This is a genomic window from Exiguobacterium sp. TDN 0502, assembly GCF_050846835.1.
Taxonomy (GTDB): Bacteria; Bacillota; Bacilli; order Exiguobacteriales; family Exiguobacteriaceae; genus Exiguobacterium_A.
Genome location: NZ_JBOZGJ010000015.1, coordinates 16,743 through 31,881, shown reverse-complemented (window position 1 = coordinate 31,881; position 15,139 = coordinate 16,743). Strand labels below are relative to the sequence as shown.

Annotated in this window: 11 protein-coding genes and 1 other annotated feature; all 11 genes read right to left on the bottom strand. The window is 48.4% G+C overall.

The window, feature by feature from the left end:
• Positions 1–230: 230 nt before the first annotated feature.
• Positions 231–1,418 (bottom strand): elongation factor Tu, encoded by a 1,188-nt coding sequence (gene tuf, locus ACRPK8_RS13615; protein WP_368916118.1) that lies wholly within the window; start codon positions 1,416–1,418, stop codon positions 231–233.
• A 117-nt stretch (positions 1,419–1,535) separates the two neighbouring features.
• Positions 1,536–3,614: an elongation factor G gene (gene fusA, locus ACRPK8_RS13610; RefSeq protein ID WP_195866121.1), complete on the bottom strand. Its 2,079-nt coding sequence runs from the start codon at positions 3,612–3,614 to the stop codon at positions 1,536–1,538.
• Positions 3,615–3,738: 124 nt separating this feature from the next.
• The gene (gene rpsG, locus ACRPK8_RS13605; protein ID WP_023466623.1) at positions 3,739–4,209 is read right to left on the bottom strand and encodes a 30S ribosomal protein S7; all 471 of its coding nucleotides are present in this window, start codon (positions 4,207–4,209) and stop codon (positions 3,739–3,741) included.
• A gap of 49 nt (positions 4,210–4,258) precedes the next feature.
• The gene (gene rpsL / locus ACRPK8_RS13600) at positions 4,259–4,678 is read right to left on the bottom strand and encodes a 30S ribosomal protein S12 (RefSeq protein WP_432238665.1); all 420 of its coding nucleotides are present in this window, start codon (positions 4,676–4,678) and stop codon (positions 4,259–4,261) included.
• Positions 4,679–4,803: 125 nt separating this feature from the next.
• Entirely contained in the window at positions 4,804–5,055 is a 252-nt protein-coding gene (locus ACRPK8_RS13595; protein ID WP_056064895.1) for a ribosomal L7Ae/L30e/S12e/Gadd45 family protein, read from the bottom strand.
• Positions 5,056–5,135: 80 nt separating this feature from the next.
• Positions 5,136–8,735 carry a DNA-directed RNA polymerase subunit beta' gene (gene rpoC / locus ACRPK8_RS13590; protein ID WP_432238664.1) on the bottom strand — a complete coding sequence of 1,200 codons (3,600 nt, stop codon included), beginning with the start codon at positions 8,733–8,735 and terminating at the stop codon, positions 5,136–5,138.
• A gap of 20 nt (positions 8,736–8,755) precedes the next feature.
• The gene (rpoB, locus tag ACRPK8_RS13585) at positions 8,756–12,313 is read right to left on the bottom strand and encodes a DNA-directed RNA polymerase subunit beta (RefSeq protein ID WP_432238674.1); all 3,558 of its coding nucleotides are present in this window, start codon (positions 12,311–12,313) and stop codon (positions 8,756–8,758) included.
• A 231-nt stretch (positions 12,314–12,544) separates the two neighbouring features.
• Positions 12,545–13,141, bottom strand: coding sequence for a class I SAM-dependent methyltransferase (locus ACRPK8_RS13580; protein ID WP_432238663.1), 597 nt, complete (start codon positions 13,139–13,141; stop codon positions 12,545–12,547).
• Between the two features lie 82 nt (positions 13,142–13,223).
• Complete coding sequence (gene rplL, locus ACRPK8_RS13575) at positions 13,224–13,592, bottom strand: 50S ribosomal protein L7/L12 (RefSeq protein WP_023466613.1); 369 nt, start codon at positions 13,590–13,592, stop codon at positions 13,224–13,226.
• A 76-nt stretch (positions 13,593–13,668) separates the two neighbouring features.
• Complete coding sequence (rplJ, locus tag ACRPK8_RS13570; RefSeq protein ID WP_023466611.1) at positions 13,669–14,175, bottom strand: 50S ribosomal protein L10; 507 nt, start codon at positions 14,173–14,175, stop codon at positions 13,669–13,671.
• A 50-nt stretch (positions 14,176–14,225) separates the two neighbouring features.
• Positions 14,226–14,377: a sequence feature (ribosomal protein L10 leader region), on the bottom strand.
• Between the two features lie 55 nt (positions 14,378–14,432).
• A complete protein-coding gene (gene rplA / locus ACRPK8_RS13565; RefSeq protein WP_432238662.1) occupies positions 14,433–15,119 on the bottom strand; it encodes a 50S ribosomal protein L1 in 687 nt (228 codons plus the stop codon).
• Positions 15,120–15,139 lie beyond the last annotated feature (20 nt).

Here is a 15,139-nt window from a genome sequence, read left to right as displayed (position 1 = left end):
TCATAACCTCCCGCTTCATCGCGTTGTGTTTGTGACCAACATATTCTATCATACTGAATCACCAGCAAGAATGCAAGCACTAATAAAATAGAATATGTATTCAAGTCTCTCACCACTCGCACAAACACTTTCCTCAGTATATAAGATGTCAGACCATGTTGCAAGACTGTTTTCAAAGAAATGAAAAAAGGTCTTCCGCCACGGGAGACGGAAGACCTTTGTCTTAAAAATTACTCAACGATTTCTGTAACTGATCCAGCGCCTACTGTACGGCCACCTTCACGGATTGAGAAACGAGTTTCTTTTTCAAGAGCGATTGGTGCGATGAGTTCAACAGTCATTTCGATGTTGTCCCCAGGCATAACCATTTCAGTACCTTCTGGAAGTTGAACCATACCAGTTACGTCAGTTGTACGGAAGTAGAACTGTGGGCGGTAGTTCGCGAAGAATGGCGTGTGACGGCCACCCTCTTCTTTAGAAAGAACGTAAACTTGCGCTTTGAACTTTTTGTGTGGTGTGATTGTGTTTGGTTTCGCGAGAACTTGTCCACGCTCGATGTCGTCACGTGATACACCACGGAGAAGAGCACCGATGTTGTCGCCAGCTTCAGCATAGTCAAGAAGCTTACGGAACATCTCTACACCAGTACATACTGATTTTTTAGTTTCTTCGTGAAGACCAACGATTTCGATCTCGTCGTTGACTTTAAGAACTCCACGCTCAACGCGGCCAGTAGCAACTGTACCACGACCAGTGATTGAGAAGACATCCTCAACTGGCATCATGAAGTCTTTTTCAGTGTCACGAGTTGGTTCTGGGATGTACTCATCGACAGCTGCCATGAGTTCAAGAATTTTTTCTTCCCATTTAGCTTCGCCGTTAAGCGCGCCAAGAGCAGAACCTTGGATAACTGGGAGGTCATCACCTGGGAAGTCGTACTCAGAAAGAAGCTCACGGATTTCCATTTCGACGAGCTCAAGAAGCTCTTCGTCGTCAACCATGTCAACTTTGTTCATGAATACTACGATGAAAGGAACACCTACTTGACGTGAAAGCAAGATGTGCTCACGTGTTTGTGGCATTGGACCATCTGTTGCAGAAACAACGAGGATCGCGCCGTCCATTTGTGCAGCACCAGTGATCATGTTTTTAACATAGTCAGCGTGACCTGGGCAGTCAACGTGTGCATAGTGGCGTTTGTCTGTTTCGTACTCGATGTGAGCTGTTGCGATTGTGATACCGCGCTCGCGCTCTTCTGGAGCACCATCGATTTGGTCAAACTTAGTTGCAGCTTTACCTTGTGATTTTGCAAGTACAGCTGAGATAGCTGCTGTCAAAGTTGTTTTACCGTGGTCGACGTGGCCGATTGTACCAACGTTAACGTGCGGTTTAGAACGGTCGAATTTTTCCTTACCCATTCTGAATTCCTCCTCTATGTGTCTAATAATTTTTTATAACTAGGAAGGTGAGTCGTAAGATAACGTACACCTTCCTTAGCTTACACTAATCATAAAAGCGTGACAACCTGTGAAGGATTAGCCGTTCGCTTTTTTGATGATTTCTTCCGCAACTGATTTCGGTACTTCTTCGTAGTGATCGAAGTGCATCGAGTACGTTCCGCGACCTTGTGTGCGTGAACGAAGACCAGTAGCGTATCCGAACATTTCAGAAAGTGGAATCATTGAACGGACAACTTGTGCGTTACCGCGTGCTTCCATACCTTCTACGCGACCACGGCGTGATGTAACATCACCCATGATGTCTCCCATGTATTCGTCTGGGATGACGATTTCAACTTTCATCATTGGCTCAAGGATAACAGCGCCGCTCTTATCTTTAAGTTGTTTGACTGCCATTGAAGCCGCAACTTTAAATGCCATCTCGTTTGAGTCGACATCGTGGTACGATCCGAAGACGAGTGAAGCTTTTACGTCAACGACCGGGTAACCAGCAAGGATACCGTTTTGAAGTGCTTCTTCGATTCCGTTCTCAACCGCTGGGATGTATTCACGTGGAACAACACCACCGACGATTTTGTTGTTGAACTCGAAGCCAGCGCCTTCTTCGTTCGGCTCGAATTCTACGACGACGTGACCATACTGACCACGACCACCAGATTGACGAGCGAACTTCGAATCGATCTTCGCCGCTTGGCGGATCGTTTCACGGTAAGCTACTTGTGGAGCACCAACGTTTGCTTCGACTTTGAACTCGCGACGCATACGGTCAACGATGATGTCGAGGTGAAGCTCACCCATACCTGAGATGATCGTTTGACCAGTCTCTGGGTTTGTTTCAGTGCGGAACGTTGGATCCTCTTCAGCAAGCTTAGCGAGGGCTTGACCCATTTTATCTTGGTCAGCTTTCGTTTTTGGTTCGATAGCGACCGAGATAACTGGTTCTGGGAATGTCATTGATTCGAGAACGACGTTGTCTTTCTCTGCACAAAGCGTATCTCCAGTAGTCGTATCTTTCAAACCTACAGCTGCAGCGATGTCACCCGCGTATACCATCGGGATCTCTTCACGGCTGTTTGCGTGCATTTGAAGGATACGTCCAAGACGCTCACGTTTGCCTTTTGTTGAGTTTTTAACGTACGATCCTGCCGAAGCTGTACCAGAGTACACACGGAAGAACGTCAATTTACCGACGTAAGGGTCAGTCATGACTTTGAATGCGAGTGCAGAGAATGGTGCGTCGTCCGAAGACTCACGTACGATTTCTTCATCCGTATCCATGTCGATACCTGAGATCGCTTTTACGTCGATTGGTGATGGGAGGTAATCGAGAACTGCGTCAAGCATAAGCTGAACACCTTTGTTCTTGAATGCCGAACCTACGAGTACAGGATAGAAGTCAACTGTCAGAGTTGCTTTACGGATAGCCGCTTTCAACTCGTCGATTGTGATTTCTTCACCCTCGAGGTATTTCATCATCAATTCTTCTTCGTAATCTGCAACTGCTTCGATCAATGAACCGCGGAGTTCTTCAGCTTGATCAGCGAGATCAGCTGGGAAACCGTCAGTTACTTCGATGTCAGTTCCGAGATCGTTACCGTACATGTATGTTTTCTGTTCGACGAGGTCGATGATTCCTTTGAATTCATCTTCCGCACCGATTGGAAGTTGGATCGCATGTGCGTTCGCTTGAAGGCGTTCGCGGAGCGTTCCGACCGAGTACAAGAAGTCTGCACCGATTTTATCCATTTTGTTGACGAAAACGATACGTGGTACGCCGTAAGTTGTTGCTTGGCGCCATACTGTCTCAGTTTGTGGTTCAACACCAGACTGAGCGTCAAGTACTGCTACCGCACCATCAAGTACGCGAAGTGAACGTTCAACCTCAACAGTGAAGTCTACGTGTCCAGGTGTATCGATGATGTTTACGCGGTTACCTTTCCATTGAGCAGTTGTTGCTGCCGATGTAATCGTGATCCCACGCTCTTGCTCTTGCTCCATCCAGTCCATTTGTGAAGCACCTTCGTGCGTTTCACCAATCTTGTGGATACGACCCGTGTAGTACAGGATACGCTCAGTCGTTGTTGTTTTACCAGCATCGATGTGAGCCATGATCCCGATGTTACGAGTGTTCTTAAGGGAGAATTCTCTTGCCATCTTTAAACATTCTCCTTTCGCATTTTAATTTAGTGGTCGTGTGTTGCCACACGTCATGACTATACCCGAAAGCCACCCCATAATTCCATTAAAAATGGCATGCATGAGGTGGTGATTTTCGGAATTACCAGCGGTAGTGAGCAAACGCTTTGTTCGCTTCCGCCATTTTGTGCATATCTTCGCGCTTCTTAACAGAAGCACCAGTGTTGTTTGCAGCGTCCATGATTTCGTTAGCAAGGCGCGCATCCATAGTTTTTTCGTTACGGAGACGTGAGTAGTTCACGAGGTAACGAAGTGCGAGTGTCGTACGACGCTCTGGGCGAACTTCGACAGGAACTTGATAGTTCGCTCCACCTACACGGCGTGCTTTAACTTCAAGAACTGGCATGATATTGTTCATCGCTTCTTCAAAGACTTCCATTGCATCGCGACCTGAACGTTCAGCGATAGTTTCGAAAGCTTTGTATAAGATTTGTTGAGCAGTACCTTTTTTACCATCTAACATAAGACGGTTGATAAGGCGGGTAACGAGTTTAGAGTTGTAGATCGGATCAGCCATTACATCACGACGTTCTGCTTGACCTTTACGTGGCATTCCGAGTCCCTCCTTTCATATAGTGAGGTGATATCTTAAGATATCTAGATTATTTTTTAACTTTAGGACGTTTTGTACCGTATTTCGAACGGCTTTGCATACGACCGTCAACACCAGCTGTATCAAGCGCACCACGAACGATGTGGTAACGTACCCCTGGTAAGTCTTTTACACGGCCGCCGCGGATAAGAACAACACTGTGCTCTTGAAGGTTGTGGCCGATACCTGGGATGTAAGCTGTTACTTCCATTGTGTTCGTCAAACGTACACGTGCGTATTTACGAAGAGCCGAGTTCGGTTTCTTCGGAGTCATTGTACCTACACGAGTACAAACACCACGTTTTTGTGGTGAGCTGATGTCAGTACGAGCTTTAATGAAGCTGTTGTACCCTTTGTTCAGCGCTGGCGAATCTGATTTCACAACTTTTGATTGACGTCCTTTACGGACTAATTGGTTGATAGTAGGCATCTTTGAGATCCTCCCTTCCTGAATTCATGACAAATTTCAAAACCACCGAGCCGGGTGGTTCATCGAAAGTCATAATGAAACGTTTTGCGTGGCTCAGGCATTCCATCGCCACACAAAACGCATTATCAAACTTTCTTAATGGCAACAGCAGTTGCTGCGACATCGATTCCACAAGCTTTTCCAAGCTCCTGCTTGGAAGGAACATTCACGACTGGAACGTTTGCTTGTTTCGCCGCTTCGAGCAATGCTTGTTTTACGTGTTCATCTGCGTCATCCGCAATGATCACTTCCGACGCCTTGCCAGATCGCAATGCTTTGAGCGTTTGCTTTTGACCGACAAACTTCAAATCTGCGCCGACTACTTTTTTGTAAGACATGAAGATATCCTCCAAAATAACACAGCCGGTTGGCAACACTATATCATAGTAGCACCGCCATACCGGCGTGTCAAGGCGTTTTATTCTACCGGAGAATCGGCTTCTACAGGTACTTCGCCAGCTACTTCGAGATCGATCTGACGGTAACGTGACATCCCAGTACCAGCTGGAACCAACTTACCGATGATGACGTTCTCTTTCAAGCCGCGAAGGTAGTCGCTCTTCCCTTTAATCGCTGCATCCGTAAGGACACGAGTCGTTTCTTGGAACGACGCAGCCGATAGGAATGAATCTGTTTCAAGTGACGCTTTCGTGATCCCGAGAAGAACTGGTTTCGCCGAAGCGAGAGCTTTCCCGTTACGAAGCGCTTCTTTACAAGCTTCCTTGAACGTGCTGATATCGACGAGCGAACCTGGTAAGAGTGACGTCTCACCAGACTCGATGACGCGTACGCGGCGGATCATCTGACGAACCATGACCTCGACGTGTTTGTCACCGATCTCAACCCCTTGCATCCGGTATACTTTTTGAACTTCTTGGAGCAAGTAGTTCTGGACGCCGGATACACCTTTGACGTTCAAGAGTTCTTTCGGATCGATCGAACCTTCCGTGAAGACTTGACCGGCTTTGACCTCGTCTCTGAGCTGAACACGTAGACGCGAACCGAATGGGATCGTGTATGTGCGTGTTTCGCTGAGTCCTTGGACCGTCAATTCACGTTTGTCACGCGATTCCGTGAAGTCGATGACTTGACCATCGATTTCCGAAATGACCGCTTGACCTTTCGGGTTACGCGCTTCGAACAACTCTTGGATACGCGGAAGACCTTGCGTGATATCATCCCCGGCAACCCCACCTGTGTGGAAGGTACGCATCGTAAGCTGCGTTCCTGGCTCACCGATTGATTGTGCCGCGATGATCCCGACAGCTTCGCCGACTTCGACGTCGTTGCCTGTTGCCAAGTTGCGTCCGTAACATTTCTTACAGACACCATGGCTTGTGTTACATGTGAAGGCAGTACGGATCTCAACGTTATCAACACCAGCGTCCGTAATTGCACGGGCGAGGTCTTCATCGATGAGTTCGTTCGTTGAAACGAGGACTTCTCCTGTTTCTGGGTGAACGACGTTTTCGAATGCAGTACGGCCGACGAGGCGGTCGTAGAGGCTTTCGATTTCTTCCGTTCCTTCACGGAGTGCTGTGACGCGGATACCACGATCCGTTCCACAATCATCTTCACGGATGATGACGTCTTGAGCAACGTCAACGAGACGACGAGTCAGGTAACCTGAGTCAGCCGTTTTCAAGGCTGTATCGGCAAGACCTTTACGTGCACCGTGTGTTGAGATGAAGTATTCCTGTACCGTTAGACCCTCACGGAACGATGATTTGATCGGGAGCTCGATGATCCGTCCACTTGGAGCGGCCATGAGTCCACGCATACCAGCGAGCTGCGTGAAGTTCGACGCGTTACCACGGGCACCGGAGTCACTCATCATGAAGATCGGGTTCAGACGGTTGAGGGATTTCATCAGACGAGACTGAATTTCATCCTTCGCATCATTCCACGATTTAACGACGCGCTCATAGCGCTCGTCTTCTGTGATGAGACCACGACGGTACGATTTCATGACGCGGTCGACATTGTCCTGCGCCTCAACAAGAATCTCTTGTTTATCCGGAAGAACGATGATGTCCGCGATCCCTACCGTGATACCGGCACGAGTCGAGTGTTTGAATCCGAGGTTTTTCATGCGGTCGAGCATGCGGCTTGTTTCTGTCGTCTCAAACCGTTTGAAGACTTCCGCGATGACATTTCCAAGGAATCCTTTTTTGAACGGATCGATGATCGGACGATTCTTCAGTTCCGCTTCGACATCTGTTCCTTTTTCAAGGAAGTACTTGTCTGGCGTCGCTTCTTGAAGGTTCGTCATCGTTGGTTCGTTCAAGTAAGGGAACGTCGTTGGGAGGATCTCGTTAAAGATCAACTTACCGACTGTCGTAATCAATAATTTCTCGTTTTGCGCTTCTGTGAATGTCGGGTTCTTCAGAACGCCGGCCGGAATCGCAACACGTGTATGGAAGTGCACATAACCGTTTTGGTAAGCGATGAGCGCCTCATTCACTGTCGAGAAGATTTTCCCTTCGCCGACTGCGTTTTCGCGTTCGAGCGTCAGGTAGTAGTTACCGAGGACCATATCCTGCGATGGTGTAACGACAGGTTTACCGTCTTTCGGGTTCAAGATGTTTTGAGCAGCGAGCATGAGAAGACGTGCTTCTGCTTGTGCTTCTGCCGAGAGTGGTACGTGGACCGCCATTTGGTCACCATCGAAGTCGGCGTTGTATGCCGTACAAACGAGTGGGTGAAGACGAATCGCGCGACCTTCGACGAGTGTTGGTTCAAACGCCTGGATACCGAGACGGTGAAGTGTCGGTGCACGGTTCAAGAGAACCGGATGCTCACGGATGACTTCTTCGAGGACATCCCAGATTTCAGGTTGAACGCGCTCGATTTTCCGTTTCGCACTCTTAATGTTCGGTGCGATGCCACGAGAGACAAGCTCTTTCATGACGAACGGTTTGAAGAGTTCAAGTGCCATCTCTTTTGGAAGACCACACTGATACATCTTCAGGTTTGGACCAACGACGATAACCGAACGACCAGAATAGTCGACACGTTTACCGAGCAAGTTTTGACGGAAACGCCCTTGTTTCCCTTTCAACATATGCGAAAGTGATTTAAGCGGACGGTTACCTGGTCCAGTGACAGGACGACCACGACGACCGTTATCGATCAAGGCATCGACTGCCTCTTGAAGCATCCGTTTTTCATTCTGAACGATGATATTCGGAGCGCCAAGGTCAAGAAGACGCTTGAGACGGTTGTTACGGTTGATGACGCGGCGGTACAAATCGTTCAAGTCAGACGTCGCGAAACGTCCGCCATCGAGTTGAACCATCGGACGAAGTTCCGGTGGGATGACCGGAAGGACTTCGAGGACCATCCATTCTGGGTTGTTGCCTGAGTTACGGAAGGCATCGAGAACTTCAAGGCGTTTGATCGCACGTGTACGACGTTGCCCTTGAATCATACGAAGCTCTTCACGTAAAGCAGCGACTTCTTTATCGAGATCAACGTCACGGAGCAATTTACGAACTGCTTCCGCACCCATTTCAGCTGTGAATGAACGACCGAACTTTTCACGATAAGCACGGTATTCCTTCTCTGAAAGGAGTTGTTTTTTCTCAAGTGTCGATTCGCCTGGATCTGTGACGACGTACGACGCGAAGTAGATGACTTCTTCTAACGCACGCGGTGACATGTCGAGGACGAGTCCCATACGGCTAGGAATTCCTTTGAAGTACCAGATGTGCGAAACCGGTGCTGCGAGCTCGATGTGACCCATGCGCTCACGACGGACTTTCGACTTCGTGACTTCAACGCCACAGCGGTCACAAATGATGCCTTTATAGCGGATCCGTTTGTATTTACCACAGTAACATTCCCAGTCTTTCGTTGGACCAAAGATACGTTCACAGAATAAACCGTCTTTCTCTGGTTTAAGTGTACGATAGTTGATCGTTTCCGGCTTTTTCACTTCCCCGAAAGACCATGAACGGATCTTTTCGGGGGAAGCGAGGCCGATTTGCATATATTCAAATCTATTAACATCTACCAAGGGGTGGACCTCCCTTTCGCTTATTCCTCTTCAGTAACAACTGGTGCGACAGGCGCTTGAACTTCTTCGAGTGCTGGAGTCGCGTTCGGGATGTTGTCCTCGTCTTCGTCACGCATTTCGATCTCTTCATCATCAGCAGACATCATCTTGACGTCCATACCGAGGGATTGAAGCTCTTTAATGAGGACTCGGAACGATTCCGGTACGCCCGGTTGTGGTACATTCTCACCTTTGACGATTGCTTCATACGCTTTGACACGACCGATCGTATCATCCGACTTGATTGTCAGGATCTCTTGGAGCGTGTAGGCTGCGCCGTATGCTTCAAGTGCCCATACTTCCATCTCACCGAAACGCTGACCACCGAACTGGGCTTTACCACCGAGCGGTTGTTGTGTAACGAGTGAGTATGGTCCTGTCGAACGTGCGTGAAGTTTATCATCGACCATGTGAGCAAGTTTAATCATATACATGACACCGACAGAGATGCGGTTATCGAACGCTTCACCCGAACGACCGTCATAAAGGACAGTCTTCGCGTCGCGATCCATACCAGCTTCTTCAATCGTTGCCCAAACATCTTCCTCACGCGCACCATCGAATACCGGTGATGCGACTTTGATGCCAAGTTGACGTGCCGCCATCCCGAGGTGAAGCTCGAGCAACTGCCCGATGTTCATCCGTGATGGAACCCCAAGTGGGTTCAACATGATGTCAATTGGCGTACCGTCTGGCATATACGGCATGTCTTCTTCTGGAAGGATCCGTGAGATAACACCTTTGTTACCGTGACGACCCGCCATTTTGTCACCCTCGTGAATCTTACGCTTCTGAACGATGTAAGCACGGATCAACTGGTTGACACCAGGTGAAAGCTCGTCCCCATTATCGCGGTCGAAGATTTTGACGTCGAGGATGATTCCATCACCACCGTGTGGTACACGGAGAGATGTATCACGGACTTCACGTGCTTTTTCACCGAAGATCGCATGAAGAAGACGTTCTTCCGCTGTCAATTCCGTCACACCCTTCGGCGTAACTTTACCGACGAGGATATCGCCGTCCTTGACTTCCGCACCGACGCGGATGATTCCGCGGTCGTCGAGGTTTTTCAAGGCATCATCACCGACGTTCGGAATATCACGTGTGATTTCTTCCGGTCCGAGTTTCGTATCACGCGACTCACATTCGTATTCTTCGATGTGGATCGATGTGTAGACGTCGTCTTTAACAAGACGCTCACTCATGATGACAGCATCCTCATAGTTGTAACCGTCCCATGTCATGAAACCGACGAGTACGTTGCGACCAAGCGCAAGTTCCCCACCGTCCATTGATGGACCATCTGCAAGGATCTCGCCTTTATCGACAGGGTCGCCTGCTTTGATGATTGGTTTTTGGTTATAACACGTTCCTTGGTTGGAACGGATGAATTTTTGAATCTTGTAACGGTCGAGTTCACCTTCCACGATGTTGCCATCGACTTCCGTCGTACGACGGACAAGGATTTCCCGCGCCGTGACACGCTCAGCGATCCCTGCGTGCTTCGCAACAACAGCGGCTCCTGAGTCTTTCGCAGACACGTACTCCATACCTGTACCGACAATCGGAGATTCCGGGTTCAGAAGTGGGACGGCCTGACGTTGCATGTTCGCTCCCATGAGGGCACGGTTCGAGTCATCGTTCTCAAGGAACGGGATACAAGCCGTTGCGGCAGATACGACTTGCTTCGGCGAAACGTCCATATAATCGACACGTGACGGTTCGACAGACAAGTTTTGTCCACGGAAACGTGAAAGGACGTGTGAATCTTTAAACGTCTTCTCTTCCGTCAACAACATGTTTGCCTGTGCGACGACGTAGAGATCCTCTTCGTCAGCAGTCATGTAGTGGATGTCATCCGTGACGACGCCCGTTTCCGGATCGACACGACGATATGGTGCTTCGATGAAGCCGTACTCATTGACCTTCGCGTACGAAGATAACGAGTTGATCAAACCGATGTTTGGTCCCTCTGGCGTTTCGATCGGACACATACGGGAATAGTGCGAGTAGTGTACGTCACGAACTTCGAAACCAGCGCGCTCACGTGTCAAACCACCCGGTCCGAGTGCTGAAAGACGACGTTTGTGCGTCAATTCCGCAAGCGGGTTCGTTTGGTCCATGAACTGAGACAACTGCGAGCTACCGAAGAACTCTTTAATGGATGCGATAACTGGACGAATGTTGATCAATGCCTGTGGCGTGATCGCATTCTGATCCTGAATCGACATCCGTTCCTTAACGACACGTTCCATCCGTGAGAGACCGATCCGGAATTGGTTCTGGAGCAGCTCACCGACTGAACGGAGACGACGGTTACCGAGGTGGTCGATATCGTCTGTCGTACCGACTTCATGCAACAAGTTGAAGAAGTAGTTGATCGCAGCAATCATGTCAGCAGGCGTGATGTGCTTGATGTCACGATCGATGTTACCGTTACCGATGATATTGATGATGCGTTCACCTTCAGCATCGTCCGGTGCGAACACCTTGATTGACTGTAAGTTGAAAGCCTCACCCTGCGTCACGCCGCCTGTTGGCGTCGCTTCGATGTAACCAACGGATCCTTCAAGGAATGGAAGGACTTTATCGAGCATACGACGATCAAGGACCGTTCCTGCTTCCGCGATGACTTCACCTGTCTCAGGGTCAACGAGCGTTTCCGCAAGTTTCTGACCGAAAAGACGGTTCTTCAGATGAAGCTTTTTATTGATTTTATAACGACCAACGTTTGCCAAATCATAACGTTTCGGGTCAAAGAAGCGCGACACGAGTAACGCTTTTGCGTTTTCGACTGTCGGCGGCTCTCCCGGACGTAGACGCTCGTAAATCTCGATGAGGGCTTTTTCCGTTGATTCCGTATTATCTTTTTCAAGTGAATTCCGGAGGTACTCATCATCACCGAGAAGATCGATGATTTCCTGATCCGTACCGAAACCAAGAGCACGTAAAAGAACCGTTACTGGAATCTTACGCGTGCGATCAATGCGGACATAAACGATGTCTTTCGCGTCTGTCTCGAGCTCGAGCCATGCACCGCGGTTCGGGATGACTGTCGCGGAGAATCCACGCTTACCGTTCTTATCTAACTTATGGTTGTAATAAACACTTGGCGAACGAACAAGCTGCGAAACGATTACGCGCTCCGCTCCATTGATGATGAATGTTCCCGACTCCGTCATAAGCGGGAAGTCACCCATGAAGACTTCTTGTTCTTTCAATTCACCCGTCTCTTTATTTTGAAGACGGACTTTAACGCGTAGTGGTGCCGAATAGGTCACGTCGCGCTCTTTCGATTCATCGATCGAATACTTCGGCTCTCCGAGCGAGTAGTCGATGAATTCTAATACGAGATTCCCTGTGAAGTCGGAAATCGGCGAAATGTCATGAAACATCTCACGAAGACCTTCCCGCAGGAACCACTCATACGAATTCGTTTGAATCTCGATTAAGTTTGGAAGTTCCAATACTTCGCTGATACGTGCATAGCTTCTTCTCTGACGGTGACGACCGTACTGAACAAGTTGACCAGTCAACTGATTCACCTCTCAGACCCACTTCTTCTTATAGAGAAGGACGGGTGTAATATCGAACATTGAAGCCATTTTTTGATTGATAAGCGCAAAAAAGCGACGTCTTGTCTACTCAATCATCTGTAGTCGAGAACGCCAGCTGCTTTCAAACATCTTATCCAAAAATCACTCCAATGGCATTTTATAATACTATCATAGACACAACATGCGGTCAACGACAAATCCTCCGATTTGTCAAGACCGAATTGATTTAAATATCGAATACCCTTTGTCGCGGGTAACTGTCTCACACATACCGAATACGTCTTCCATCAACTTCTTCGCTGATGGTCCACCTTGTTTCTTTTGAATGACGACCCACAGTTCACCGCCGACGACAAGGTGATCATAGGCTTCCCGGAGAATCCGGTGCACGACCGCTTTCCCAGCCCGAATCGGTGGATTCGTCACGATCGCTGCGAATGTCGATTCGCCTACCCCATCATACCCGTCACTGACACCGGTCGTCACGGAAACACCATTCGCGCGCGCATTGTCTGCCGCTAGTTCGAGCGCCCGTTCATTGACATCGATCAAATGCGCCGGACGTCCTGTCGACTTCGAGAGCGCAATCCCCATCGGTCCATATCCGCAGCCGACATCTAAAATGTCTCCCGCGACAGCCGGTTCCGTGAATGCCTCGATCAACAGACGTGAACCGAAATCGATTCCGTTCTTTGAAAAGACACCATGGTCCGATGTAAAGCGGAGCGTTTGACCACGGAGAACATATTCCCATGTCTTCGGATCCCGCTTCGATGAAGGGTCATTCGTGTAGTAATGATCCGCCATGTTTCCTTCCCCTCTCATGTAAAAGATGAAAACAAAAGAAGCTCGCAATGCGAGCTTCTTTTGTTTCTACGGAAGAAGAAAATTACTTAACTTCTACAGTAGCGCCAGCTTCTTCAAGCTTAGCTTTCATTGCTTCAGCGTCTTCTTTCGAAACGCCTTCTTTAACTGGTGCTGGAGTTCCGTCTACGAGAGCTTTCGCTTCTTTAAGACCGAGGCCTGTCAATTCGCGAACTGCTTTGATGACGTTGATTTTACCAGATCCAGCGTTAGTGAGGATAACGTCGAATTCAGTTTGCTCTTCAGCTGCTGCGCCTGCGCCAGCACCTGCAACTGCTACTGGAGCTGCTGCTGATACGCCGAATTCTTCTTCGATTGTTTTTACGAGTTCGTTAAGTTCAAGAACAGTCATGCCCTTGAGGTCTTCGATAAATTGCTCTTTGTTGAAAGCCATTATGGTTTTCCTCCTTTGATTTAGCCCACGTTGGGGTGTGAAAATTGTGTTGGTTGCCTATCCCGCTAAGCAGAAATTAAGCAGATTGTTCTTCTTTTTGCTCTGCGATTGCGTTCGTTGCCACCGCGAGTCCACGGATTGGCGCTTGAAGCACGCTGAGGAGCATCGAAAGGAGACCTTCGCGTGATGGAAGTTCCGCAAGGGCTTTGACATCTTCTACTGAAGTGACTTTGCCTTCGATGATACCACCTTTAAGTTCGAGAGCCTTGTGCGTTTTAGCGAAGTCGTTCAAGATCTTAGCTGGCGCGATGACGTCTTCATTGCTGAAGGCGATCGCACTAGGACCTGTGAAGACTTCATCAAGACCTTCGAGGTTGCTTTGAACTGCCGCGCGGCGGAGGAGACCGTTTTTGTAAACTTTGAATTCAACGCCCGCTTCGCGGAGTTGTTTACGAAGTTCAGTGACTTCTTCTACTGTGAGACCACGGTAGTCGACGACAACTGTTCCTGCGCTCGCTTGGAGTTTCTCAGCGATCTCAGATACGAGATCCGCTTTGACAGCGATAACTTTTTCGTTTGCCATTTCTGTTGCACCTCCTGGTAGATGAAATGTACCGGTGCGAGGGGCTGCTCGATTTCAAATAAAAAGCCTCCGTCTGCAGAGCAGAGGAGGCGTAATCGTCAAAAAGGATACCTGAACAAACAGGCTCTCTGAGCAAGAACACCTCGGAAGGATTTATGCCCATGTGAGCACCTTCTGTCTACGGTATGTCGAAATATATCAACGTTTTATACTGTAACAGCGTTCTTAGAACGTTGTCAAGGTCGTTTTAGACGAAATTATTTCGCGAAGTCAGCTGAAGATACTTTTACACCAGGACCCATTGTAGAAGCGATCGCGATGTTTTTAAGGTATACACCTTTAGCAGTAGCAGGCTTAACTTTTACGAGAGTTTCGATAACTGTGTTGATGTTTTCAACGAGTTTCTCGTTATCGAATGATTTTTTACCGACAGGAACGTGGATGTTACCTGATTTGTCGACACGGTACTCAACTTTACCAGCTTTGATATCGTTGATTGCTTTTGTGACGTCAAATGTAACTGTACCTGTTTTCGGGTTTGGCATGAGGCCTTTTGGTCCGAGAACACGACCAAGTTTACCAACTTCACCCATCATGTCTGGTGTCGCAACGATAACATCGAAGTCGAACCATCCTTGTTGGATTTTGTTGATGTACTCAGCATCACCAGCGTAATCTGCTCCAGCAGCTTCCGCTTCTTTTAATTTTTCACCTTTCGCGAAGACGAGAACTTTTTGTGTTTTACCAGTACCGTGTGGCAATACGACTGCTCCACGGATTTGTTGGTCTGCTTTCTTCGGATCTACTCCGAGACGAACAGCCAATTCGATAGTTTCATCGAATTTCGCAGTTGCAGATTGTTTAGTTAAATCTACAGCTTGTGCGAGTTCGTATGAAACCGTACGATCGATAAGCTTAGCAGCTTCTTTGTACTTCTTACCCATTTTAGGTTCCTCCTTTGTGG